Raw genomic sequence first — 24557 nt, 5'->3', positions numbered from 1 at the left:
CCGTCGAGTCGGTGGTGAGGCGTCGGCCGGCGGGCCGCCGACCGGTGGCGTACAACACCTCGTCCCCCGGACCGGCCCATGAGGGTCGGTCCGGGGGACGAGGTGTGTATGCGGTGGGTGCGGGTGCCGGGTGGGGCGGGCCCGGCCCCCGCGGCGCTCTACCGGCGGGCGGCGAGACGGCCGCGGCGGTACAGCATCGCCCCGCCCGTGATCATCACGGCGCCGGCCGCCGAAGCGGCGAGCACGCCCGCGCTGCCGGTCTCGGCCAGGTGCGGCGGGTTGCCGGGCTCCGCCTCGGCCGGCGGCTCCTCGGCGCCCGGCGCCGGAGGCGTCTTGACCTTGACCGGCGGCTCGGGCGTCTGCTTCTCGGGCACGTCCTCCTCGCCGTAACCGGGCCCGTCCTCGCCGCCGTAACCGGGCGCGTCGTCCTCGCCGTAACCGGTCTCGTTGACGCAGGTGTTGCCGTAGGCGGCGTTGAGCGCGGTGATCAGGCCGATGGTGTTGCCGCACACGTTCACCGGCACGTGGACCGGTGCCTGCACGTTGTTCCCGGCGCCCACACCCGGCGAGCCCTTCGCGCCGTCGTCCGCGTACGCGCCACCGGAGCCGCCGTGGGAGTCACCGTAGGAGGAGTCGGACGAGTGGTCACCGGCCTTGTGCGCACCGTGGTCCGAGACGTTGGCGCAGACGTTGCCGGACACCTTTTGGAACAGCGCGACCCCGCTGATGCTGTTGCCGCACACGTTCACCGGCACGTGGACCGGTGCCTGCACGTTGTTCCCGGCGCCCACACCCGGTGAGCCCTTCGTTCCGCCCTCCGCGTGCGCGCCACCGGACCCGCCGTGCACGGACCTGCCGTGCTCGGACCCGCCGTGCCCGGCCCCGCCGTGCTCGGACTTGGAGGCGTTGACGCAGGTGTTGTCGTGCGCGCCGGTGAGCGCGCCGACCACGGTGACGGTGTTGCCGCAGGCGTTGACCGGCACGTGGACCGGCACCTGGACGTTGTTCCCGGACAGCACACCGGGAGAATCCTCGGCACCGCCCCCCGCGAACGAGTCGGCGAGGGCGGGGGTTCCGTACAGGGACAGAATGCCCGTGGCGGCTGCCGCCGCGAACACTCCCCTGCTCAGGGTCTGTCGCAATGTGGTTGTCTTCCTGCTTGAAGAATGGGAGTGGCCGGCCCCGGCGTGGAGAGTGGCCTACGTCCTCATCAACCCGACTCGTGGGAATCGGTTGCGCAGGTTCACCCGGTTGGCCCGCGCGGCAGGCGCGCGCGGGCCGGGGTGGGAGGACGCCCCGGGCGGGGCGTCAGGACACCACGTCCTTGCGCACGAACCCCCGGAAGGCCAGCGCGAACAGCACGAGCGCGTACGTCACGGACACCGCCGCGCCCTGGATCATGCCGGACCACTCCGGAGTGGTCTGGACGGCGTCCGCCCAGGCGAACTGCCAGTGCGCGGGCAGGAAGTGACGCCAGTCGCCGAGGGCGGTGACGGCGTCCAGCACATTGCCGACGATGGTCAGTCCGACGGCGCCGCCGACCGCGCCCAACGGCGCGTCGGTGCGGGTGGACAGCCAGAACGCGAGCCCGGCGGTGACCAGTTGCGACACGAAGAGGTACGCCACCACGATCACCAGTCGCTGCGCCGCCGTGCCGGGGTCCAGGGCGCCGCCGGTGGGGATCCGCAGCGGGCCCCAGCCGTAGGCGGCCGTGCCGACGGCGAGCGCCACGACCGGCAGCAGCACCATCGCGGCGAGGCTGAGTCCGAGGCCGACGACCAGCTTGGACCACAGCAGCCGCATCCGGGGCACCGGCGCGGCGAGCAGATAGCGCAGGGAGGACCAGCCGGCCTCGGAGGCGACCGTGTCACCGCAGAACAGGGCGACGGGGATGACCAGCAGGAAGCCGGCGGAGACGAACAGGTTGACGGCGGCGAAGTTGGCGCCGGACGCGGTGGCCGTGTCCATCAGGTTGATCCGGTTGCCGCGGCCGTCCGGCTCGCCGCCGATGGCGAAGGCGACCACCAGGACGAACGGCAGGACGGCGAGGATCGCGCCCATGACGAGGGTGCGGCGGCGCTTGAGCTGGCGGACCAGTTCGACGCGCAGCGGCAGCGTGCGGCCGGCGCGGTAGCCGTCGGCGACCTCGGCGGGTCCGGCGCCGGGCCCGGCGCTTCCCCCGGTCCCGGAGGTCCCGGTTCCGGTGGTTCCGGCCGGTTCGGCGGGTTCGTTCCGCTCGGTGAGCGTGCTCATGCGGAACCTCCGATCAGGGTGAGGAAGGCGTCTTCGAGGCGGCGGTGCGGGCCGACCGACGCCACGGGCACCTCCAGCCGGACCAGTTCGGCGACCAGCCGCGGAGCGCTGCCGTCGGCGTCCAGCCGCACCAGCAGCCCTTCGTCGGTGCGGACCGCCGAGGCGACGCCCGGCAGCGCGGCGATCTTCTCGGCGACCGGCTCGTCCACGGGCGTGTCGGTGCCGACGAGCAGGGTGTCGCCGGAGCCGACGATCTCGTGCACCGGGCCTGCCTGGACGAGTTGCCCGCGGTCCATGACGACGAGGTGCGTGCAGGACTGCTCGACCTCCGACAGCAGATGGCTGGAGACGATCACGGTGCGTCCGGCGGCCGCGTACCGGATCATCACCTCGCGCATCTCGCGGATCTGCGGCGGGTCGAGGCCGTTGGTCGGTTCGTCGAGGATCAGCAGGTCCGGCAGGCCCAGCATGGCCTGGGCGATGGCGAGGCGCTGGCGCATGCCCTGGGAGTAGGTGCGGACCGCGCGGGCGAGGGCGTCGCCGAGGCCGGCGATCTCCAGTGCCTCGTCCAGGTGGGCGTCCTCGGCCGGGCGGCCGGTGGCCTTCCAGTACAGCTCCAGGTTCTCCCGGCCGGACAGGTGCGGCAGGAAGCCCGCGCCCTCGACGAAGGCACCGACGCGGGACAGCACGGGGGCGCCGGGGCGGATGGCGTGGCCGAACACGCGGATCTCGCCGCCGTCCGGCCCGATGAGGCCCATCAGCATGCGCAGGGTGGTGGTCTTGCCGGCGCCGTTGGGTCCGAGGAGTCCGAGCACCTGGCCCCGCTCGACGCGGAAGGACAGGTCCCGCACGGCGTACCGGTCCGAGGAGCGGGCGTAGCGCTTGCTCAGGCCGGTGATCTGCAGCGGGACACCGGCCAGTTCGGGGTCGGGGGCCGGGGCGGTGGTGCGGCGGCGGCCGGTCAGCAGCAGGAGCACGGCGACCGCGGCACCGGCGGCCGGCAGCCACACCACCCAGGCGGGCAGCGGGGCCGCGGCCGTGTCGACGCCGGGCGCGGTGGGCACGGTGAGGTCGCTCTTCAGGGAGACGGTGTACGTCGCCGGGGCGGCCGGGGAGGCGTAGCCGAGGTCGGTGGAGGCGAGGACGAGACGCAGACGGTGGCCCTGCTGCACCTCGTGGTCGACGGCCGGCAGCGTGAGCGTGACGTCCTTGCCGGATGCGGCGTCCTCGACGCGGACCGGGGCGACGAGCTGCGAGGGCAGCACCTGCTGCCGGCCGTCCGGGCCGACGTCGTACACCTTGCCGAACAGGACGGCGTCCTCGCTGGTCGAGGCGACGTGCACGGTGACCGTCGGCGATCCGGTGATGCGCAGGTCACGGGCGACCGGGGCGGACTCGAAGCGGGCGTACTGGCCGGGGAAGTCCAGGGAGACGCCGACGCCGAGCGAGGACAGCTGGGCGAGTCCGCCGGAGCCGCCGAGGCCGGGCAGGGCGGAGACGGCGGGCGGGTTGGCGCCGGCCGGGTTGGCGAAGCTCTGCTCGCGTCCGGTGAGCGGGAAGGACCGGCCGCCGCTCGCCAGGCCCGGGTAGGTGTCGGCGCTCGCGCCGCGCAGCAGCGCCTGGCCGTCGGTGGAGTCGACGCCGCCGGTGCGGGTGACGCGGAACGCGGGGCCGGTGTCGGCGCTCTCGTCGCCCTTCAGGTACCGGTCGAACCAGGCGCCCACGCGCTGCTGCACGCGGTCGCTCTCCAGGTCGCCGCCGTCGTGCCCGCCGGCGATCCAGTCGACGTCGACCGGGGCGCCGTTGGCCCGGATCGCCTTGGCGGCGGCGTCGGCCTGGCCGAGCGGGAAGAGCGAGTCGGACTGGCCCTGCACCAGCAGCGTGGGCACGTCGATGCGGTCCGCGACGGCGGACGGCGAGCGCTCCTCGAGCAGTTCGCGCGCCTCGGCGTCCGGGACGCCGGACTCGGCGACCCGCTCGTACATCCGGCACAGCGCGGGCTCGAAGTTCGCGCAGCCGCCGCCGGAGTTGACGAAGATGCCGGCCCACAGCTTCTTGAACACGCCGCCGGGGAACAGGGCGTCGGCGAGGTCGAAGTAGGTGATGGCCGGGGCGATCGCGTCGACCCGGTCGTCGTGCCCCGCGGTGAGCAGGGCGATGGCGCCGCCGTACGAACCGCCGGCCATGCCGACCCGCGGGTCGCCGTCCTCGTCGAGTTCGACCTCGGGCCGCTGCGCCAGCCAGTCGATCAGCCGGGAGACGTCGGCGACCTCGCCCTCGGGATCGTTCAGCCCGATCTTCCCGGTCGACTCCCCGAAGCCGCGCGCGGACCACGTCAGCACCGCGTACCCGTCGCGGGCGAGGTCCTCGGCCTGCTGCCGCACGTCGTCCTTGCTGCCGCCGAAGCCGTGCCCGAGCAGCACGGCGGGCCGGCGGCCGTCCGGGCCCGCGCTGAAGTACGACGTGTCGATGCGCACCCCGTCACCCACGGCCACGACCCGGTCGGCGCGGTGGACCGCGGGCACGTCGTCCGAGGCGACGGCGCTCCAGGTACCGGCACCGGCGAGCACGACGACGGCGGCCGCGGCGGCGAGGGCCCGTCGCGGCCGCCGCAGCCACCGCGGTCCGGGCAGTCGAAGATCCATGCGTCAACGGTACGGGGCGAACCTGTCGGGAAGATGTCGACCGGAGACGGAACCGGGGCACCTCCCGGCGTCGTACACGAGGCCCACGACATACCGCGCCCGCGGTACGACACCGTCCTCAGGCCGTGTCGGAACTGGTTCCGGTTCGGCAAAGGGAATCGTCCTGGAGAACGCCCCTACGACGGCCGCTGGTCTCCCTAGGCTGTGTCACGACGACCGAACGCCAGGAGGATGTCCGCGATGCCCATGACCACGCAGTTGCGCACGTACACGGTTCGGGACGGCATGCTCGACGAGTGGGTCGACCGCTGGCGGCAGGAGATCGTGCCGCTCCGGCTGAAGCTCGGCTTCACCATCGGCGGGGCCTGGGTGGAGCGGGAGCGCAACCAGTTCGTATGGCTGATCTCCTACGACGGTCCCGAGACGTTCCAGGAGCGCAACGCGCTGTACTGGTCGTCGCCCGAGCGCAAGGCGATGAACCTGAACCCGGACGACTACCTCCTTCACACCGACGACCGCACGATCGAGCAGGTCTACTGATCACGGGTGGTCGAGCGGCAGCATGTGGTGCCGTCGTTCCTCCTCCGTGAGCGTGCGGAAGACCCTTGCCCGCGCGACCGCCTCCAGCCGGTCGTAGTCCGGCTCCGCGGGCCAGACGCGTGCCGTTCCGTCGGCGGAGCCGGTCAGCAGGCGTGCGCTGTCGCGGGACCACGCCACCGAGGTCACCTTGTCCTGGTGGACACCGACGACAGCGACTTCCTCGAACGTGGCCGCGGACCACACCCGTACGGTGCGGTCGTCGGCTCCCGTGGCGACGTATCTGCCGTCGGGCGACCAGGCGACGGCACGGACCCGCCCCTCATGTCCTCTCAGAACGTCAATGCGGCGCCCGGTGGCCGCGTCCCACACGGCAGCCGTCCAGTCACCCGAGGCCGTGGCGACACGTGCCTCGTCCGGGGACCAGGCCGCGTCCTCGACATAGTTGTCGTGTCCGCGCAGGACAGTGAGCTGTCGGCTGTCGCTGGTGTCCCACAGCCGGCAGGTCCGGTCGTCGGAACAGCTGGCGAGCAGCCGTCCGCTCGGTGACCAGGCCACGCGACCCACCCAGTCCTGGTGTTCCGTGAGCTTCATCAACTCGGTGCCGTCGTGCGCCGACAGGACGCGGACGGCACCGTCGTGCCCGCCGGTTGCGATGCGCCGGCCGTCCGGGGACCACGCGCATCCCTCGACGACCTCCCCGCACTGCTCGAAAAGTGTGCGGCCGTTCCCGTCCACGACCCGGAACAGTCCGCCGTTGGTACTGAGCGCGAGCCGGTCCCCGTGCGGCGAGCAGGCCACACTCCACACGCGGTCCCCGACTCCGATCACGGGTCCGGCGGAAGCGCCCGTCGCCGCGTCCCAGATCCGCACGCTGCCGTCGTCGGACGCGGTGGTGACACGGCACTCGTCGCCGGACCACGCGGCCTCGTTCACCGGACCGTCGTGCCCGTCGAAGACGGTGGCCTCGGCGCCGCGCGGACGCAGGTCCCACACCATGCCTGTGCCGTCGGTCGAGCCGGTGGCGAGCTGAGTGCCGGTGGGCGACCAGGTCACTCCCCACACGGTGTCGGTGTGTCCGCGCAGAACGGCCAGGACTTTCGCGTCCTCGGCGTTGACGATCCGTACGGTCCGGTCGGAGGAGGCGGAGGCCAGCATCCGGCCGTCCGGCGACCATGCGAGGTTCCATACGTAGTCGGTGTGTCCGCGCAACAGCAGTCGGAGCTCGCCCGTCGCCGCGTCCCAGACGCGTGCGGTGTGGTCACCGGAGCCGGACGCGATGCGACGCCCGTCCGGGGACCAGGCGATGCCTTCGACGAAGTCCGTGTGCCCGGTCAGGGTGGTGGTGGCCGTTCCTGTCGTGCGGTCCCACACGATCACCGTCTGGTCGTGGGAGGCGGAAGCGAGGAGGTCGCTGTCCGGTGACCAGGCAACACCCCATACGTCGTCGCCGTGTCCGCGCAGTTCGTGCACGAGCCGGCCCGTCCGGGCCTCCCAGACGCGGACCACTCGGTCCTTGAACGTGGCGGCGACGTGCAGCCCGTCGGGCGACCAGGCCACCTGCCTGCCGATGTCGCCGGCTCCGGTGAGCAGCCGTACGGGCTCGCCGGAAGCGGCGTCCCAGATCCGTACGACATGGTCCCGGCCGGCAGTGGCCACCTGTGCCGAGTCGGGTGACCAGGCAACGGACTCGACCATCGCGCCGTCGGACGGCAGGACGAGCAGGGGCCGTCCCGACCGGGCGTCGTAGACGCGGGCCGTACCGTCCCGGGACGCCGTTGCGAGCAGTCTCCCGTCAGGCGACCAGGCGATGTCACGGACCGTGTCGGTGTGTCCGTCGAGGCGGGTGCGCGGGTGGCTGGCGGCCAGCGCGGCCATCAGGCCCCGACGCGCCGAGGGTGTCGGCGTGCACTCGCCGAGTGCGGCCAGCGACAGCAGCAGGGCTCGCTCGGGTTCGGTCTCCGCACTGCTGAGGACCTGCCGGCCGATGCTGTCGGAGACGCGGCTCAGGAAGGCGAGGTCCCGGCGCTGCGAAGCCTCCACCAGCGCCCGCGCGGGCGCCGACGTCTGTCCGGCCTCGTCCAGGGCCTCGAGCCAGCGCCGGGCCACGGTGAGCCGTTCGCCGGTGAGGAGGTAGTCGACGCTGCGCCCGGATCGCTCCCAGTCCTCGGCCCACCGCTCCAGCTCCGCGCGCTCCCGGAGCCGTTCGGCCCGGGCCTCCACCTCCTGACGCAGCGGCGCCCACTGCCGGAACAGGGCCTCGTGGGTCACCTGCGCATACGGTTCCTGGCCGGTGACCGCGTCCTCGCGTACGTCGGACCGCAGCAGCCGGGCGTCGATGAACGCGTCCACCACGTGCCGCTCGCGTTCGGTGAGGTCCGACAGCGGCACGTGGCGGCGGGCGACCTCCTGCCCCTCCACGGTGACGAACTTCAGCAGCACGCGCAGGACGAAGTCGACGGTGTCGCCCGTGCCGAGGCCGGCCACGGTGACATCGGCCTGCCGTGCCAGTGCGCCCGGTACGCCGCCGAGCCGCTGGTACAGCTCCTCGGTGACCGTTCCCCCGGGGCCGGACGCGAAGTACAGCTCCTGGAGGAGGTAGGCGAGCAGCGGAAGGGCATCGTCGGTGCCCGTCTCGTTCACGATGGTGTCGACCACGCCGGGGGCGAACGAGAGGCCCACCAGAGCCCCGGGTGCCGCCACCACTTCGGCGAGCTGAGCCCTGCCCAGGGTGCCGATCGCCACGGGGTGTTGGAAGAGATCGGCGTGAGCGCTGCCGAGGAGCCTGCCCAGGAGGTCCACGCGGAGCGTGGCCAGCACCCGGACCGAAGGGTCCTGCTCCAGGCAGGTGCGCAGCAAGTCGAGGAAGTGGGCTCGTTCCCGCTCGCCCCCGAGGGTGACGAGCTCCTCGAACTGGTCGACGACCAGGAGTGTCCGCCGGAACCGGCCGCCGCGCAGCCGAGCCAGCTCCGCCCGCAGGGCGTCCGGCCCCTGGCGCAGCCGCCGCAGCACGAGGCCGGCGCTTTCCCGTTCTCCGGAAGCCGCCGCGAGGGCCGCGGCCAGGGCGCCCAGCGGATTCGGTCCGGGTGAAAAGGGCGGAACAACGGTCCACCGGCGCTCCCTGAGCCGGGGCAACACCCCGGCCCGCACCAGTGAGGACTTGCCGCTGCCGGACGCTCCGGCCAGCAGGAGGAAGCGGTCGGCGGGTCGCGTCGCGGTGGCGTGCAACCTGCGCGTCAGCTCGGCAGCCTGCGCCTCCCGGCCGAAGTAGACGGCCGCCTCGTCCTCGTCGTACGCGTCCAGCCCCGGGTACGGCACCCGGTCACGTGGCCAGTCGACCTGCGGTGGCGCGGGGTTCTCCAGCCGGTACACCACGACCTGTCCGACCACCATGGCCACCACCAGCAGCCCGATCGCCGGGACCGAGAACCGCTGGATCATCTGCAGCGCCCACGGCGCATCGTCCGTACTCGTGGCGTAGTTGGTGGTGATGCCGAGTAAGGAGGCAGTCAGCACCAGCATGATCTGGAGCAGCACCTGCATCCGGTGTCTCATCCGGCACCACTCACGACCGAGTCAACGCCCGTCGACACGCCATGCCCCCCGATCCACCGGTCCCCAAGACCGGCACCGCGTTCGCCTTCTCTCCGCCCTCGTCACGGACAGAAGGGCCCAAGACCATCTTCCGGGGCAGCCATGGTGCGGGCAACGGGGCAAGTGGGATCCAGCCACGGCAAGTCAGACCGTGCGTCTACTGGTCCTTGACGTCGCGGAGGAACGCCGTCCAGGCGGTGGCGGGGAAGCGGAGGACGGGGCCGTGCGGGGTCTTGCTGTCGCGGACGGGGACAACACCGGGGAGGCCTTCGGCGACCTCGACGCAGTTGTTCTGTCCTCCATCGCTGTAGCTGGACTTGCGCCACCTCAGGGTGCTGAGATCGGGAGTGCGATTCATGATCGGTATTCCTCCAGGATGCGCTCGATGAACGTCACCGATTCCAGCGGCGTCAGCGCCATGTCTCGGATCCGATCGTAGGCCAAGCGGTACTTGAGGAAGTCGTCCGGTTCTTCGAGCAGTTCGCCCGATGCACTGCCTTCCAGGTAGGCGACGGCGCTTCCGTCCGGCTGCCACAACAACGAGAGCGCTCCGTCGGGAACTGGCTGCACTCCCACGCTGAACGGCAGCACCTGGACCGTGATCGATGGTTGTGCTGCCGAGAAGATGAGGTGGGTCAATTGTTCTTCCCAAACCTTGGCATCTGCCGGCGCACGGCGTAGTGCGGCCTCATCGATGATCGCCCGGACGGTCGGCCGGGGTTTGCGGTGCAGCAGTTCCTGCCGCCCCATTCGGGCAACGACTTGCTCCTCCAGTTCCTCCTCGTCGATCTGTGTCGGCCAGAGGGACAACAGCACGCGTGCGAACCCCTCGGTCTGGAGCAATCCTGGGATGACCGGCGTGTACATGTGCATCACCGTGGCCGTGGACTCGAGCCGCATGAACGCCTTGTACTGGTCCTTGAACACCTCCATCCGCGCCAGTTTCCACAGACGCACCAGCAGGTCGCCGGTTTCGTAGTACGTGTCGAGGTCCTCCATGACCGGGCGCTTGGAGATGCGTTCGCCGGCTTCCAGGCGGTACAGGTAGCTCTTGTCGTAGTTGGTGTCCTCGGCGAGTTGGCTCAGGGACTTGCCCGCCTTCTCGCGGAGGTAGCGCAGGGTGCTGCCGAGTGCGCTGCGCGCGGAGTCCTCGGTGTCCTGCCGTGCCGGCTGTCCGTCCATCGGTCCTTCCCCTCCACCGTCGTACCGCGTCCGCTGCCGTGCGGGACGGCAACGCGTCGGCCCTGGTCATGTCGCCTGCTCGGCGTGACGCTTCGAGTGCAGCACGTGACGGATCGCTGGAGCAGGCAGATGACGGATGAGGAACTCGAAGTGGTGATGGACGGAATTCGGCAGGCGGAGGCCGTGCGGGAGGAGTTGGCGGTGGCGATGTCCGGCGTCGGGGTCCTGCTGCCGTCGCTGGGGCTGGACGTTCCGACGGTCGCGGCGTGTCATGCGGTGCCGCTCATCGACCTCGGGCGGTGCAACCTGGAGACCGCACGCAGGCTGGCGGCTGTTCTGCGGGACGCCGGGACGGCCCGGTGAACGAGGAGAGGGAACCGCTCACGGCCGAGGAACGGCGGTTGATGCTGCGGGTGTTGGCGTCCTTGCGGCACGGCCTGGCGCACGAGGTGGAGGACCGGGACCCGTGTGCGGCGGACGACCGTCCCCGCTCGCGGGAGATGAGCGAGCGGCTCCGCGAACGCAACCTCTGGAGCAGGCACCGGGAGGGGCTGCGGTGAGCGGGCGGGAGGCGGACGGGAACTGGCTCGCCGCGCCGCGCGGCACGGAGGACATTCCGCGCGGCACGCTGGTCGAGGACCCCGAGTCCGGGCGTGTGGGCGTCCTTCAGGACGTCACCGCGTACGTGCCGCCGTGGCAGGGCGACCAGCGTCCACGCCCGACCGCCTTCGTGCGTCCGGTGGGCGGCGGCCGGGAGTGGACCGTACCTCCGGAGCGGTTGCGTCCGGTCCCTGGCGGAACCTCCGTCCCGTGACGTGGCGTCCGCCCGGTGGGACGCTCACGACCGGGCGTCCTCCGGCAGCGTCACGAGCCAGCGGGTGGTGCGGCGCGGGCGGAGGTAGAGGGCCCAGTAGAGGGTGGCGGCGGCGGTGATGCCGCCGGTCCACAGGAGGTGGACGGACTCCTGCTGGGTCAGGATGTAGCCGAGGACGACGATCAGCAGGGCGGGTACGGCGGGCCACAGCGGCATGCGCCAGGCGCGGGTGTGGCGGTGGGCGCCGCGCCGGGAGAGCAGCGCGGCGACGGCGACGAGCAGGTACATGCCGGTGACGGAGACGCCGGTCACGCCGTACAGGGTGTCGAGGTTGACGTAGCACAGGGCGGCGCCGGGGACGCCGACGGCGAGGGTGGCGACCCAGGGGGAGCCGAAGCGGCCGAGCTTGGAGAAGACGGTGTTGACCGGCTCGGGCCAGGCCTTGTCGCGGGCGGAGGCGAACAGGACGCGCGAGTTCTGGATCACCATGACGATGCCGGCGTTGATGATGGCGAGGGCCACGCAGAGGCTGACGAAAGTGCCGACGGCGGAGTTGGACCAGGCGGTGACCATCGAGCCGATGTCGCCGCCGGTCAGTTCGGCGAGGTCGGAGGCGCCCAGGGTGATGGCGACGACCGGCACCAGGATGATCACGGTGGAGATGGCGAGGGTGGCCAGCACGGTGCGGGCGACGGTGCGACGCGGGTTCTCCAGTTCCTCGGAAAGGTAGACGGCCGTGGAGAAGCCCTGGGTGATGAACAGGGCGATGGCGAGGCCGGAGACGACCAGCAGGGCGGTCACGGTGTCCGGGCGGCCGTCGGCGCCGGCGACCTCCATGGCGGCGAGGCTGCCCGGGCCGCGCTCGGCGTGGGCGAAGCCCAGCACCGCCACCACGGCCGCCGCGATGACCTCCAGGACCAGGAAGACGCCGGTGATCCAGGCGTTGGCGCGCAGGTCGAGCAGGCCGGCCAGGGTGGCCAGCAGCATCACGGCGGCGCCGGCGGTCGAGGCGTCGAGGTGCAGCACCGGTTCGAGGTAGTCGGCGGTGCCCATCGCGATCACCGGCGGGACGATCATCACCACCAGCAGGGACAGTACGAACACCAGCCAGCCAGCGAGCCGTCCGGCGAGCGTGGAGACCATCGCGTACTCGCCGCCGGCGCTGGGGATCAGGGTGCCGAGTTCGGAGTAGCAGAACGCCACCGCCACGCAGAGCAGCGAGCCGATGGCGATGGTGAGGGCGGTGGCGGTGCCGAGCGAGCCGAACAGGTCGGGGACGACCACGAACAGGGTGGACGCGGGGGTGACGCACGAGAGGGTGAGCAGGGTGCCGCCGACGACCCCGATGGAGCGCTTGAGCTTCTGGGGGCTGTCCGGGGCCGCGTCGGTGACGGCGGTCTCGGCAGGGCGGAGCGTGTCGGTCATACGGCGGTATCCGATCGACTCGTGCAGCAGATGGCGCAGGGATTGCGCAGCATCGAACACCGACGAAAACCGAGGCGTCAATGGGTGTTTGACTGCGGAATCAGTAGGAAGAGCCGTCTTGGAGTGTCGTTTACGGCAGTAACAGGCCCGTCAGTACCGCCGATCCGGCACGTGCGGGAACCGCAGGGCGCGGGCGCAAAAAAATGGGGCCGTCCGCATGACGGACGGCCCCGGAGCTGCCCCGGGCGGGCGGCTCAGTGGTTGCGCGGGAAGCCCAGGTCGACACCGGTGGGGGCGTCGGCCGGGTCGGGCCAGCGGGTGGTGACGACCTTGCCGCGGGTGTAGAAGTGCGTGCCGTCGTTGCCGTAGATGTGGTGGTCGCCGAAGAGGGAGTCCTTCCAGCCGCCGAAGCTGTGGTAGCCGACGGGGACCGGGATCGGGACGTTCACGCCGACCATGCCGGCCTCGACCTCCAGCTGGAAGCGGCGGGCCGCGCCGCCGTCCCGGGTGAAGATCGCGGTGCCGTTGCCGAACGGCGAGGAGTTGACGATCTCCAGGGCCTCCTCGTACGTCTCGGTGCGCAGGACGCACAGGACGGGGCCGAAGATCTCGTCCTGGTAGGCCTTGGCCGACGTCGGCACCCTGTCGAGGAGCGAAATGCCGATCCAGTGGCCGTCCTCGTGGCCGTCGACGGTGTAGCCGGTGCCGTCCAGGACGACCTCGGCGCCCTCGTCCGCCGCGCCGGCCACGTAGGAGGCGACCTTGTCGCGGTGGGCCTTGGTGATCAGCGGGCCCATCTCGGACGTCGGGTCGTCACCCGGACCGATCTTGATCTTCTCGGCGCGCTCGCGGATCTTCTCCACCAGCTCGTCGCCGATCGCGCCGACGGCGACCACCGCGGAGATCGCCATGCAGCGCTCGCCCGCCGAGCCGTAGGCCGCGGAGACGGCGGCGTCGGCCGCCGCGTCGAGGTCGGCGTCGGGCAGGACCAGCATGTGGTTCTTGGCGCCGCCGAGGGCCTGGACGCGCTTGCCGTTGGCGGAGGCGGTGGTGTGGATGTAGCGGGCGATCGGGGTGGAGCCGACGAAGGAGACGGCCTTGACGTCGGGGTGCTCCAGCAGGCGGTCGACGGCCACCTTGTCGCCGTGCACGACGTTGAACACGCCGTCCGGCAGCCCGGCCTCGGCCAGCAGCTCGGCGAGACGGACCGAGGCCGACGGGTCCTTCTCGGACGGCTTCAGCACGAACGTGTTGCCGCAGGCGATGGCCAGCGGGAACATCCACATCGGCACCATCGCCGGGAAGTTGAACGGCGTGATGCCGGCGACGACGCCCAGCGGCTGACGGATGGACGCCACGTCGACGCGGCTGGCGACCTGCGTGGACAGCTCGCCCTTCAGCTGCACGCTGATCCCGCAGGCCAGGTCGACGATCTCCAGGCCGCGCGCCACCTCGCCGAGCGCGTCGGAGTGCACCTTGCCGTGCTCGGCGGTGATCAGCTCGGCGATCTCGTCGCGGTGCGCGTCGAGCAGCGCACGGAACCTGAACAGGATCGAGGTGCGGGTGGCCAGCGAGGACTGGCCCCAGCTCAGGAACGCCTCCTTGGCGACGGCGACCGCGGCGTCCACCTCCTCCACGGAGGCGAACGCGACCTTGGTGGTGACCTCGCCGGTCGCCGGGTTCGTCACCGGCCCGTAGGTTCCCGAGGCGCCTTCGGCGGTCTTGCCGCCGATCCAGTGGTTGACGATCTTCGTCATGACCGAGAACTCCTTCACAGATGGCGGCGTCGGGTGGAGACGTGCCGTTCGTACAGCTCCTGCGCGCCGGCCGCGGGCGGGTGCGCCGCGGCGGCGGCCACGGACACATCACACCAGGACCGGGCCGTCGGACGGGCCCGACACAATGTCGGCCGTTTCGGTCCCCGAGTGGACACATGGGACCCCGCCGGTCTCCGCGTGGCCGCACGGGGCAGCGGCGAAACCTCCGGCGCGGGGCCGAGGCGGGCGGGGAGTCGTCGCTCGCACTTCGCTCCTGCCAAAGCGAAGCGGTCTCCCGCGCCGGAGGCGTTCGGTGGCGGGGGCCCGGCGGGGGCGCCCCGGTGGACGTGCGGTGCGGCGCCGGCGGCGGGCGCGGTGCGGCGCGTACGGGTCATCGCGGGCGTCCTCACCGCGGCGCCGCGCGGACGCTCATGTCACGGCCCCCGCGGCGAGCGCGGCGTCGATCTCGTCCGGGGTGGGCATCGCGGAGGAGCACTCCAGGCGGGAGGCGACGATGGCGCCGGCGGCGTTGGCGTACCGCATCGTCTTCTCCAGGTCCCAGCCGGCCAGCAGACCGTGGCACAGGGAACCGCCGAAGGCGTCACCGGCACCGAGCCCGTTGAGCACGTTCACCGGCAGCGGCGGAACCTGCGCCGACCGGCCCTCGCGGTCCACGGCCAGCACGCCCTTCGGCCCCTGCTTGACGACCGCGGTCTCGACACCGGCGGCGAGCAGGGCGCGGGCGGCGGTGTGCGGGTCGCGCTCGCCGGTGGCGACCTCGACCTCGTCCAGGTTGCCGACGGCGACCGTGGTGTGGCGCAGCGCCTCGCGGTAGAACGGCCTGGCCGCGTCGGGGTCGGTCCAGAACATGGGGCGCCAGTCGAGGTCGAAGACCGTGGTGCCGCATTTGGCGCGGTGGGCCAGCGCGGCGAGGGTCGCGGTGCGGCTGGGCTCCTCGCTCAGTCCGGTGCCGGTGACCCAGAAGACGCTCGCCTCGCCGATGGCGTCCAGGTCGAGGTCGTGGGCGTCGATCTCCAGGTCGGGGGCCTTCGGCCGGCGGTAGAAGTACAGCGGGAAGTCGTCCGGCGGGAAGACCTCGCAGAAGGTGACCGGAGTGGGCAGGCCCGGGACGGCGGTGACCCAGCGGTCGTCGACGCCGAAGCCGCGCAGGGCCTCGTGCAGATAGGTGCCGAAGGGGTCGTCACCGGTGCGGGTGATCACCGCGGTCCGGCGTCCGAGGCGGGCCGCGGCCACCGCGACGTTGGTGGCGGAGCCGCCGAGGAACTTGCCGAACGACGTGACCTGCGGCAGCGGTACGCCCGTCTGGAGCGGATAGAGGTCCACTCCGATCCGCCCCATGGTGATCAGGTCGTAGGCCATCACGGTCCCTTCGTACGACGCGTACGGCTGGCGGCGCTGTGCGCCTCTCCCCGGTTTCTAGCCCCGCACGGGAAGCCCTGTCAATGTTTTGTCCGGACATTCGGACGAGAACCTGATCGGCGGCTTCCGAGGATCCGTGACGGACCGGGACGGGCGGGTCAATGCGCCGCGCCGGTGAGCCGGTGCGCGGCCGTGCGTCACTCCTGTCACAAATGCCCGCGTACTGTCACAACCGTCACGCGTGCGCGGACCTTCCGTCACACCCGGCGGACAGCCCCTGACCCGCCGCCGGCCGGCGTCGTTCACCGGGCACGACTCCTGGCGATCGCCAGCGCGGCACCCCGGCTCCCCCTGACGGCCGCCCCGGCCGCCGCCGCGGTGCGCGCGGGGAGGTGCACTCCATGACCGACCGACGACTGTGGTCCTACAAGGACATCGCGGCACACATCAAGGTGCAGCCGGACACCGTGCGTTCGTACCGCAAGCACGGCCTGCTGCCGCCGCCCGACCACGTGGAGGGCGGCAAGCCGTACTGGTACGCCGACACCGTCCGGGCCTGGGTGGCCGCCCGCCCGGGAAACCGCGGCCGGGGCAACGGCTGACCGCCGGGTGACGCGCGGGCTCAGCTCCAGGGCTCGATGACCGTCACGCCCGCCCCCGCGGCCGTGCCCATGGCCGCGAGGGCGGACGGCACCGCGTCCAGACCGATGGTGGAGGTCACCAGCAGGTCGGGACGGAGCACGCCCGCGCGGACCAGTTCCAGCATCGGCGGGTAGGTGTACGCGGCCATGCCGTGGCTGCCGAGGATCTCCAGCTCCAGGGCGATGGCGCGGGCCATGGGGACCGGGGTGGTGCCGGTCTCGGAGGGCAGCAGGCCGACCTGGACGTGACGGCCGCGGCGGCGCAGCCCGTTGACGGAGGCGGCGCAGGTGGCGGGTGAACCGAGGGCGTCCAGGGACAGGTGGGCGCCGCCGCCGGTGAGGTCGCGGACCGCCCCGGCCGTGTCCGGTGCGGCCGCCGCGTCCACGCACTCCGCCGCGCCGAACGCGCGCGCCAGTTCCAGGGCCCGCGGCGACACGTCGACGGCGACGACCCGGGCGCCCGAGGCCGCCGCGATCATCACCGCGGACAGGCCCACGCCGCCGCAGCCGTGCACCGCGACCCACTCCCCCGCCGCCACCCGGCCCTGCTGCACCACCGCGCGGTAGGCCGTGGCGAACCGGCAGCCGAGCGAGGCGGCCGTCGCGAAGGACATCTCCTCGGGGACGGCGACCAGGTTCACGTCCGCGTGGTCCAGCGCCACGTACTGGGCGAAGGAGCCCCAGTGGGTGAAGCCGGGCTGGGTCTGGCGCTCGCACACCTGCTGGTCACCGGCCGCGCAGGCGGGGCAGCGGCCGCAGGCGCAGACGAACGGGACGGTGACCCGGTCCCCGGCCCGCCACCCGGTGACCCGGTCGCCGACCGCCTCGACGACCCCGGCGAGTTCGTGCCCCGGGACGTGCGGGAGCGCGATGTCGGGGTCGTGGCCCTGCCAGCCGTGCCAGTCGCTGCGGCACAGGCCGGTGGCCTCGACACGGACCACGACTCCGTGCGGCGCGGGCTCCGGGTCCGTGACCTCGCGCACCTCGGCCGGTTCCCCGTACCGCTCGAACACCACCGCACGCATCGCGGGCACCGCCTTCCGTGGTCATCGCCTCCGGCGAAACGCTATCCCCGGGCCCGGCCCCGGTCTCGAGCGCCCTCCTCCCGCACTCCTCCCGCTCCCCGCGCACCCGTCGTGGATTTATACCCCCTAGGGGTATAGTCTTCGTAGTGTGGAGGGTCCCTCGGGCCCCGCACGACCCACCTGCACACCGACACGTCCCGACGAGGAGTAACCACATGACCTCCCAGACCGACACCCAGGGCTCCGTCACCACCGTCTACAAGGTGAGCGGGATGAGCTGCGGCCACTGCGAGGGCTCCGTCTCCGCCGAGATCTCGCAGCTCCCCGGTGTCAGCTCGGTGACGGCGGTCGCGTCGTCCGGCGAGGTGACCGTGGTCTCCGCGGCCCCGCTGGACGAGGCCGCCGTCCGCGCCGCCGTCGACGAGGCCGGCTTCGAGCTGACCGGCACCGCCTGAGCCACCGCACGCGCGTGAACCGGGCCGCAGCGGCCACCCGTCCCCCGCGGCCCGGCACGCCACCCGCCCACCCGCAGCCCGGACGCCCCTGGAGTTACGGACATGACCAGCACCACCACCGCCGAGGCACCGACCTCCGCCGAGCCGGCGGCCTCGGAGGTCGAGCTGCTCATCGGCGGGATGACCTGCGCCTCCTGCGCGGCCCGCGTCGAGAAGAAGCTCAACCGCATGGACGGCGTCACCGCCACGGTGAACTACGCCACCGAGAAGGCCCGGATCACCTACCCGCCGGGCGTCGAGGTCGCCGACCTGATCGACACCGTCGTCCGCACCGGCTACACCGCCGAGGAGCCCGCACCTCCGCGCGAGGAGACGCCCGCCGCGACGGAGACCGACCCGGAACTGGCCGCGCTGCGCCGGCGCCTGTCCGTCTCCGTGCTCCTCGCCCTCCCGGTCGTCCTCCTCGCGATGGTCCCGCCGCTGCAGTTCGACAACTGGCAGTGGCTCTCGCTCACCCTCGCCGCGCCCGTCGTGGTGTGGGGCGCCGCGCCCTTCCACCGGGCCGCCTGGACCAATCTGCGGCACGGCGCGGCCACCATGGACACCCTGGTCTCCGTCGGCACCCTCGCCGCGTTCGGCTGGTCGGTGTGGGCGCTGTTCCTGGGCGACGCGGGCATGCCCGGCATGCGGCATCCCTTCGAACTCACCGTCTCGCGGACCGACGGCGCCTCCACCATCTACCTGGAGGTCGCCGCCGGCGTCACCGCGTTCATCCTGCTCGGCCGCTATCTGGAGGCCCGCTCCAAGCGCCGCGCGGGAGCGGCCCTGCGGGCGCTGATGGAACTGGGCGCCAAGGACGTCACCGTCCTGCGGTACGAGGAGGGCGAGCGCGAAGCGCTCTCGGCCGAGGGCGGTGGCGGGAGACGGGTGGGCGGGCGCGAGGTGCGCATCCCGGCGGATCAGCTGGCCGTGGGCGACCGGTTCGTCGTACGGCCCGGGGAGAAGATCGCCACCGACGGCACGGTGGTGGAGGGCTCCTCCGCCGTGGACGCCTCCATGCTGACCGGCGAGTCCGTGCCGGTGGACGTCGGTGTCGGCGACGCCGTCACCGGCGCCACCGTCAACGCGGGCGGCCGGCTGGTCGTCGAGGCCACCCGGGTCGGCGCCGACACGCAGCTCGCCCGCATGGCGAAGCTGGTGGAGGACGCGCAGAACGGCAAGGCGCAGGTGCAGCGGCTGGCCGACCGCATCTCCGCGGTCTTCGTCCCCGTGGTGCTGCTGATCGCGGTCGGCACCTTCGGGATGTGGCTCGGCTCGACGGGCGACACCGTCGCCGCGTTCACCGCGGCCGTCGCCGTACTGATCATCGCCTGCCCCTGCGCCCTCGGCCTGGCCACCCCGACCGCGCTGATGGTCGGCACCGGCCGCGGCGCGCAGCTCGGCATCCTCATCAAGGGCCCCGAGGTCCTGGAGTCCACGCGCCGCGTCGACACCGTCGTCCTCGACAAGACCGGCACCGTCACCACCGGACGGATGACCCTCCAGGCGGTGCACGTCGCCGAGGGCACCGACGAGCGGCAGCTGCTGCGGCTCGCGGGCGCCCTGGAGCACGCCTCCGAGCACCCGGTGGCCCGGGCGGTCGCCGCGGGCGCCGAGGAACGCGCCGGGACGCTGCCGCTCGCCGAGCACTTCGAGAACGTTCCCGGCCGGGGCGTGCGCGGACGCGTGGACGGGCACGAGGTGGCCGTCGGGCGGCTCTTCGAGGAGCTGCCGCCGGAGCTGGCCCGCGCCAAGGAGGAGGCCGAACGCGCCGGGCACACGGCCGTCGTGGCGGGCTGGGACGGGACGGCGCACGGTGTGCTGGCCGTCGCCGACGCGGTGAAGGAGACCAGCGCCGAGGCGGTGCGCGGGCTGCGCGCCCTGGGGCTCACCCCGGTGCTGCTGACCGGCGACAACCGGACCGTGGCCGAGGCGGTCGCGCGGACCGTGGGCATCGAGAAGGTGATCGCCGAGGTGCTGCCCGAGGACAAGGCCGACGTCGTACGGCGGCTCCAGGCCGAGGGGCGCAGCGTCGCCATGGTCGGCGACGGCGTCAACGACGCGGCCGCGCTGGCCGTCGCTGATCTGGGTCTCGCCATGGGCACCGGCACGGACGCGGCGATCGAGGCCGGCGACCTGACGCTGGTGCGCGGCGATCTGCGGGTGGCGGCGGACGCGATCCGGCTGTCCCGCAGGACCCTCGCCACGATCAAGGGCAACCTGGTGTGGGCCTTCGGCTACAACGTCGCCGCGCTGCCGCTGGCCGCGGCGGGCCTGCTGAACCCGATGATCGCCGGTGCGGCGATGGCCTTCTCATCGGTGTTCGTGGTGACGAACAGCCTGCGGCTGCGGGCGTTTCGCTGAGGTCTCGAGTTGGCGTGGAGTTGGGGCGTACCCCTGGAGTCCGGTACGCCACTCACATAAGCTCTTCACAAGGCTCGCGCATCATCCTTACGCTTGAGTCCCGTTGAGAGGTTTGCGGGCTCTTGCGCACCAAAGGGTCATATGCAAGAGACGCAGATCACAGTGATCCGAACGTAACCATCGAAGGGGTTCGAAGGTCTAAGTTGGCGATGTCGGGCAGCGTCTTGGGGGGCGCTTCCTGACATCTGGGAGATGTCTTGGGGGACTTTTCCCAGAGATTGCGTTGCCGGGGCACGTACCAGCGGGAAGCTTTGAGCGGCCCTCCCGAACGTGCGCTGTCCCGGCAGATCGCATACCGACGGGTGCGGCGGAGTTCCGTCCGCGCCCTACAGCGATTCAGGCGCTGTCCTCACAAGCGCCCGGCCGGATCCCGTGGGGGGAATCCGCACCGGGACATGGGAAGGCGCCCTGGCTCGTCGGCCCGTGGGGGGACCGGCGCCAGGGCGCCTTTTCCGTTGCCGTCAGTCGGGACTCAGCCGCCGTCACAACGGCTGGACATCCGGAAGGCCCCGTACACGACCTGCGCGTACGGGGCCCGGTGTCGCGGCTCGGAGCGGCCGTCAGCGCTCCTCGACCGGGACGAAGTCGCGCTCGACGATGCCCGTGTAGATCTGGCGCGGGCGGCCGATGCGGGAGCCCGGCTCCTTGATCATCTCGTGCCACTGGGCGATCCAGCCCGGCAGCCGGCCGAGGGCGAACAGGACCGTGAACATCTCGGTCGGGAAGCCCATGGCCCGGTAGATCAGGCCGGTGTAGAAGTCGACGTTCGGGTAGAGGCTGCGCGAGACGAAGTAGTCGTCGGAGAGCGCGTGCTCCTCCAGCTTCAGCGCGATGTCCAGCAGCTCGTCGGACTTGCCGAGGGCGGACAGCACGTCGTGCGCGGCAGCCTTGATGATCTTGGCGCGCGGGTCGAAGTTCTTGTAGACCCGGTGGCCGAAGCCCATCAGGCGGACGCCGTCCTCCTTGTTCTTCACCTTGCGGATGAAGGAGTCGACGTCGCCGCCGGAGTCGCGGATGCCTTCCAGCATCTCCAGCACGGACTGGTTGGCGCCGCCGTGCAGCGGGCCCCACAGGGCGTTGATGCCGGCGGAGATCGAGGCGAACATGTTCGCCTGCGAGGAGCCGACCAGGCGGACCGTGGAGGTCGAGCAGTTCTGCTCGTGGTCGGCGTGCAGGATGAGCAGCTTGTCCAGCGCGGAGACGACGACCGGGTCGAGCTCGTACTCCTGCGCCGGGACGGAGAACGTCATGCGCAGGAAGTTCTCGACGTAGCCGAGGTCGTTGCGCGGGTAGACGAACGGGTGGCCGATCGACTTCTTGTACGCGTAGGCCGCGATCGTCGGGAGCTTGGCGAGCAGCCGGATCGTGGAGAGGTTGCGCTGCCGCTCGTCGAACGGGTTGTGGCTGTCCTGGTAGAACGTCGACAGCGCGGAGACCACCGACGACAGCATGGCCATCGGGTGCGCGTCGCGCGGGAAGCCCTTGTAGAAGTTCTTGACGTCCTCGTGTAGCAGGGTGTGCTGCGTGATCTCGTCCTTGAACCCGGCCAGCTGGTCGACGGTCGGCAGCTCGCCGTTGATCAGCAGGTAGGCGACCTCCAGGAAGGTGGAGCGCTCGGCCAGCTGCTCGATCGGGTAGCCGCGGTACCGGAGGATGCCGGCCTCGCCGTCGAGATAGGTGATCGCGGATTTATAGGCGGCGGTGTTGCCGTAGCCGCTGTCCAGCGTCACCAGACCGGTCTGGGCGCGGAGCTTTCCGATGTCGAAGCCCTTGTCGCCGACGGTGCTGTCGATCACCGGGTAGGTGTACTCGCTGCCGTCGTACCGCAGTACTACAGAGTTGTCGCTCACGTCTTCCCTCACCGACGTTGTGCCTCATCTTCGAGGTGCCCTGACTGTCTCTACCATCCCCCACTCGGCTCAGGTGAGTGCACTCGGGGTCGCCCATCGGGCCTATTGGCGGCACTCAGTGCCGTCAACTAGCCCATCCTGCCCCCTGTGTTCCCCATCCGGAAGGGCTCTGTGACCTTCACGACTCATTTGATCGATCATTTTTGGGTGACGGGCGCCTCACCGTGCGGCCGGGGCCGTGGAGAGGCGGGATCCGGCGAGGCGGAAGTCCAGGGCCGTGCAGCGGCGGCCGGCCGAGACGGTGCGCACCGCCTGTCCGATGGCCTTGCGGGAGCCGACGAGGACGACCAGCCGCTTGGCCCGGGTGACCGCCGTGTAGAGGAGGTTGCGCTGGAGCATCATCCAGGCGCCGGTGGTCACGGGGATGACGACCGCCGGGTATTCGCTGCCCTGGGAGCGGTGGATGGTCACGGCGTAGGCGTGCGCCAGTTCGTCCAGTTCGTCGAAGTCGTACGTCACTTCCTCGTCCTCGTCGGTCAGCACGGTGAGCCGCTGGTCGACGGGGTCGAGGGAGGTGACCACGCCCACGGTGCCGTTGAAGACCCCGTTCTCCCCCTTGTCGTAGTTGTTGCGGATCTGGGTCACCTTGTCGCCGACACGGAAGACGCGGCCGCCGAATCGCTTTTCCGCGAGGTCGGGCCTGCCCGGGGTGACGGCCTGCTGGAGCAGTCCGTTCAGGGTGCCCGCGCCGGCCGGGCCGCGGTGCATGGGTGCCAGGACCTGTACGTCACGGCGCGGGTCGAGGCCGAACTTGGCCGGGATGCGCCGGGCCGCCACGTCCACGGTGAGCCGGCCGGCTTCCTCGGTGTCGTCCTCGACGAACAGGAAGAAGTCCTTCATGCCGTCGGTGACGGGATGCTGTCCGGCGTTGATGCGGTGGGCGTTGGTGACGACGCCGGACTGCTGGGCCTGCCGGAACACCCGGGTGAGGCGGACGGCGGGCACGGGGCTGCCGTCGGCCAGCAGGTCCCTGAGCACCTCGCCCGCGCCGACGCTGGGCAGCTGGTCGACGTCGCCGACGAAGAGCAGGTGGGCGCCCGGCGGTACGGCTTTGACCAGCTTGTTCGCGAGGAGCAGGTCCAGCATGGACGCCTCGTCCACCACGACCAGGTCGGCGTCCAGCGGGCGGTCCCGGTCGTAGGCGGCGTCACCGCCGGGTTTCAGTTCGAGCAGCCGGTGCACGGTGGACGCCTCGGCGCCGGTCAGCTCGGCGAGGCGCTTGGCGGCACGTCCGGTCGGCGCGGCGAGGACGACCTTGGCCTTCTTGGCGCGGGCGAGTTCCACGATCGAGCGGACCGTGAAGGACTTGCCGCATCCGGGTCCGCCGGTGAGGACGGCGACCTTCTCGGTCAGCGCCAGTTTGACGGCCGCTTCCTGCTCGGGCGCGAGGTCCGTGCCCGTGCGCTGCTTCAGCCAGCCGAGCGCCTTGTCCCAGACCACGTCCCGGAAGGCCGGCATCCGGTCCTGGTCGGTGCGCAGGAGGCGCAGCAGTTGGGCGGCGAGGGCGGTTTCGGCGCGGTGGAAGGGGACGAGGTAGACGGCGGTGACGGGGTCGCCGCCCTCCGGGTCGGGGACCTTTTCCCGTACGACTCCGGGGTCCTCGCCCTCCTCCGGCTCGGCGGCGAGTTCGGCGAGGCACTCGATGACCAGGCCGGTGTCGACCTGGAGCAGTTTCACCGCGTCGGCGATCAGCTTCTCCTCGGGGAGGTAGCAGTGCCCCTGGTCGGTGGCCTGTGACAGCGCGTACTGCAGGCCGGCCTTGACGCGTTCCGGGCTGTCGTGCGGGATGCCGACGGACTGGGCGATCTTGTCGGCGGTGAGGAAGCCGATGCCCCACACGTCGGCGGCCAGCCGGTAGGGCTGGTTCTTCACCACGGAGATGGAGGCGTCGCCGTACTTCTTGTAGATGCGGACCGCGATGGAGGTCGACACCTCGACGGTCTGGAGGAACAGCATGACCTCCTTGATCGCCTTCTGTTCCTCCCAGGCGTCGGCGATCTTCTTCGTCCGCTTGGGGCCGAGTCCGGGGACCTCGATCAGCCGCTTCGGCTCCTCCTCGATGATCTGGAGCGTGTCCAGCCCGAAGTGCTGGGTGATGCGGTCGGCGAAGACCGGGCCGATGCCTTTGACCAGGCCGGATCCGAGGTAGCGGCGGATGCCCTGCACGGTGGCCGGCAGGACGGTCGTGTAGTTCTCCACGTGGAACTGCTTGCCGTACTGCGGGTGCGAACCCCAGCGACCCTCCATGCGCAGGGACTCGCCCACCTGGGCGCCGAGCAGCGCGCCGACGACCGTGAGGAGATCGCCGGCACCTCTGCCGGTGTCGACGCGGGCGACCGTGTAGCCGTTCTCCTCGTTGGCGTACGTGATCCGCTCCAGGACGCCCTCGAGCACGGCGAGCCGGCGTTCGCCGGTGGAGGGTGCCGACGTGTTGGTCATGATCCGACGGTACCGGCGGGGAGTGACAGTGGGTGCG

Annotated in this window: 19 protein-coding genes and 1 pseudogene; 7 read left to right on the top strand and 13 right to left on the bottom strand. The window is 71.6% G+C overall.

What is annotated here, in order from left to right; all coding sequences use genetic code 11:
- Positions 1-158: 158 nt before the first annotated feature.
- From FGW31_RS36120 to FGW31_RS22445, 3 genes are all read right to left on the bottom strand, one after another.
- On the bottom strand, positions 159-1142 hold the full coding sequence (locus tag FGW31_RS36120; RefSeq protein WP_142195270.1) for a chaplin: 984 nt from the start codon (positions 1140-1142) through the stop codon (positions 159-161).
- A gap of 166 nt (positions 1143-1308) precedes the next feature.
- Positions 1309-2253, bottom strand: coding sequence for an ABC transporter permease (locus FGW31_RS22450; protein WP_142195269.1), 945 nt, complete (start codon positions 2251-2253; stop codon positions 1309-1311).
- Positions 2250-4898: an alpha/beta fold hydrolase gene (locus FGW31_RS22445; protein WP_142195268.1), complete on the bottom strand. Its 2649-nt coding sequence runs from the start codon at positions 4896-4898 to the stop codon at positions 2250-2252. The genes FGW31_RS22450 and FGW31_RS22445 overlap by 4 nt, the downstream gene beginning before the upstream one ends.
- A gap of 240 nt (positions 4899-5138) precedes the next feature.
- Here FGW31_RS22445 and FGW31_RS22440 point away from each other — a divergent pair, with 240 nt between their 5' ends.
- On the top strand, positions 5139-5438 hold the full coding sequence (locus tag FGW31_RS22440; protein WP_142195267.1) for an NIPSNAP family protein: 300 nt from the start codon (positions 5139-5141) through the stop codon (positions 5436-5438).
- Here the strand turns inward: FGW31_RS22440 and FGW31_RS22435 are convergent, their stop codons facing one another.
- The 3 genes from FGW31_RS22435 to FGW31_RS22425 form a co-directional block, all read right to left on the bottom strand.
- Entirely contained in the window at positions 5439-8990 is a 3552-nt protein-coding gene (locus tag FGW31_RS22435) for an nSTAND1 domain-containing NTPase (protein ID WP_233452551.1), read from the bottom strand.
- A gap of 196 nt (positions 8991-9186) precedes the next feature.
- Positions 9187-9387 (bottom strand): DUF397 domain-containing protein, encoded by a 201-nt coding sequence (locus tag FGW31_RS22430; protein WP_142195266.1) that lies wholly within the window; start codon positions 9385-9387, stop codon positions 9187-9189.
- Complete coding sequence (locus FGW31_RS22425) at positions 9384-10211, bottom strand: helix-turn-helix domain-containing protein (RefSeq protein ID WP_142195265.1); 828 nt, start codon at positions 10209-10211, stop codon at positions 9384-9386. The genes FGW31_RS22430 and FGW31_RS22425 overlap by 4 nt, the downstream gene beginning before the upstream one ends.
- Positions 10212-10340: 129 nt before the next feature.
- Between FGW31_RS22425 and FGW31_RS22420 the strand changes: the two genes are divergently transcribed.
- The 3 genes from FGW31_RS22420 to FGW31_RS22410 are packed head-to-tail and all read left to right on the top strand — an operon-like array spanning position 10341 to position 11025.
- The gene (locus FGW31_RS22420; RefSeq protein ID WP_142195264.1) at positions 10341-10574 is read left to right on the top strand and encodes a hypothetical protein; all 234 of its coding nucleotides are present in this window, start codon (positions 10341-10343) and stop codon (positions 10572-10574) included.
- Entirely contained in the window at positions 10571-10771 is a 201-nt protein-coding gene (locus tag FGW31_RS22415; RefSeq protein ID WP_142195263.1) for a hypothetical protein, read from the top strand. The genes FGW31_RS22420 and FGW31_RS22415 overlap by 4 nt, the downstream gene beginning before the upstream one ends.
- Complete coding sequence (locus FGW31_RS22410; RefSeq protein ID WP_142195262.1) at positions 10768-11025, top strand: hypothetical protein; 258 nt, start codon at positions 10768-10770, stop codon at positions 11023-11025. The genes FGW31_RS22415 and FGW31_RS22410 overlap by 4 nt, the downstream gene beginning before the upstream one ends.
- Positions 11026-11049: 24 nt before the next feature.
- Here FGW31_RS22410 and FGW31_RS22405 read toward each other — a convergent pair whose 3' ends face one another.
- The 4 genes and pseudogenes from FGW31_RS22405 to iolC form a co-directional block, all read right to left on the bottom strand.
- Positions 11050-12450, bottom strand: a complete 1401-nt coding sequence (locus FGW31_RS22405; protein WP_142195261.1) for an APC family permease — start codon at positions 12448-12450, stop codon at positions 11050-11052.
- 254 nt (positions 12451-12704) lie between these two features.
- Entirely contained in the window at positions 12705-14207 is a 1503-nt protein-coding gene (gene mmsA / locus FGW31_RS22400) for a CoA-acylating methylmalonate-semialdehyde dehydrogenase (RefSeq protein WP_142195260.1), read from the bottom strand.
- A gap of 221 nt (positions 14208-14428) precedes the next feature.
- Positions 14429-14515, bottom strand: a pseudogene (locus tag FGW31_RS22395) (5-deoxy-glucuronate isomerase); the annotation flags it as partial.
- 121 nt (positions 14516-14636) lie between these two features.
- Positions 14637-15587, bottom strand: coding sequence for a 5-dehydro-2-deoxygluconokinase (gene iolC / locus FGW31_RS22390; RefSeq protein WP_142195319.1), 951 nt, complete (start codon positions 15585-15587; stop codon positions 14637-14639).
- A gap of 401 nt (positions 15588-15988) precedes the next feature.
- Between iolC and FGW31_RS22385 the strand changes: the two genes are divergently transcribed.
- Positions 15989-16189 carry a helix-turn-helix transcriptional regulator gene (locus tag FGW31_RS22385; RefSeq protein ID WP_142195259.1) on the top strand — a complete coding sequence of 67 codons (201 nt, stop codon included), beginning with the start codon at positions 15989-15991 and terminating at the stop codon, positions 16187-16189.
- A 20-nt stretch (positions 16190-16209) separates the two neighbouring features.
- Here the strand turns inward: FGW31_RS22385 and FGW31_RS22380 are convergent, their stop codons facing one another.
- The gene (locus FGW31_RS22380) at positions 16210-17253 is read right to left on the bottom strand and encodes a zinc-dependent alcohol dehydrogenase family protein (RefSeq protein WP_142195318.1); all 1044 of its coding nucleotides are present in this window, start codon (positions 17251-17253) and stop codon (positions 16210-16212) included.
- Positions 17254-17468: 215 nt separating this feature from the next.
- On the opposite strand from FGW31_RS22380, the gene FGW31_RS22375 reads away from it, so the two are divergent.
- Together FGW31_RS22375 and FGW31_RS22370 are read left to right on the top strand one after the other, a co-directional pair.
- Entirely contained in the window at positions 17469-17708 is a 240-nt protein-coding gene (locus tag FGW31_RS22375) for a heavy-metal-associated domain-containing protein (protein WP_142195258.1), read from the top strand.
- Positions 17709-17810: 102 nt separating this feature from the next.
- Positions 17811-20111 (top strand): heavy metal translocating P-type ATPase, encoded by a 2301-nt coding sequence (locus FGW31_RS22370; RefSeq protein WP_142195257.1) that lies wholly within the window; start codon positions 17811-17813, stop codon positions 20109-20111.
- A 620-nt stretch (positions 20112-20731) separates the two neighbouring features.
- Here the strand turns inward: FGW31_RS22370 and FGW31_RS22365 are convergent.
- Positions 20732-22021, bottom strand: coding sequence for a citrate synthase (locus tag FGW31_RS22365; RefSeq protein WP_142195256.1), 1290 nt, complete (start codon positions 22019-22021; stop codon positions 20732-20734).
- A 219-nt stretch (positions 22022-22240) separates the two neighbouring features.
- Positions 22241-24520, bottom strand: coding sequence for an SF1B family DNA helicase RecD2 (gene recD2, locus FGW31_RS22360; protein ID WP_142195255.1), 2280 nt, complete (start codon positions 24518-24520; stop codon positions 22241-22243).
- Positions 24521-24557: the final 37 nt, after the last annotated feature.

Origin of the sequence: Streptomyces calvus, assembly GCF_006782915.1 — a bacterium.
GTDB lineage: Bacteria > Actinomycetota > Actinomycetes > Streptomycetales > Streptomycetaceae > Streptomyces > Streptomyces calvus.
Note: the sequence above shows the minus strand (reverse complement) of the source record. Positions and strands in the feature narration are given on the sequence as shown.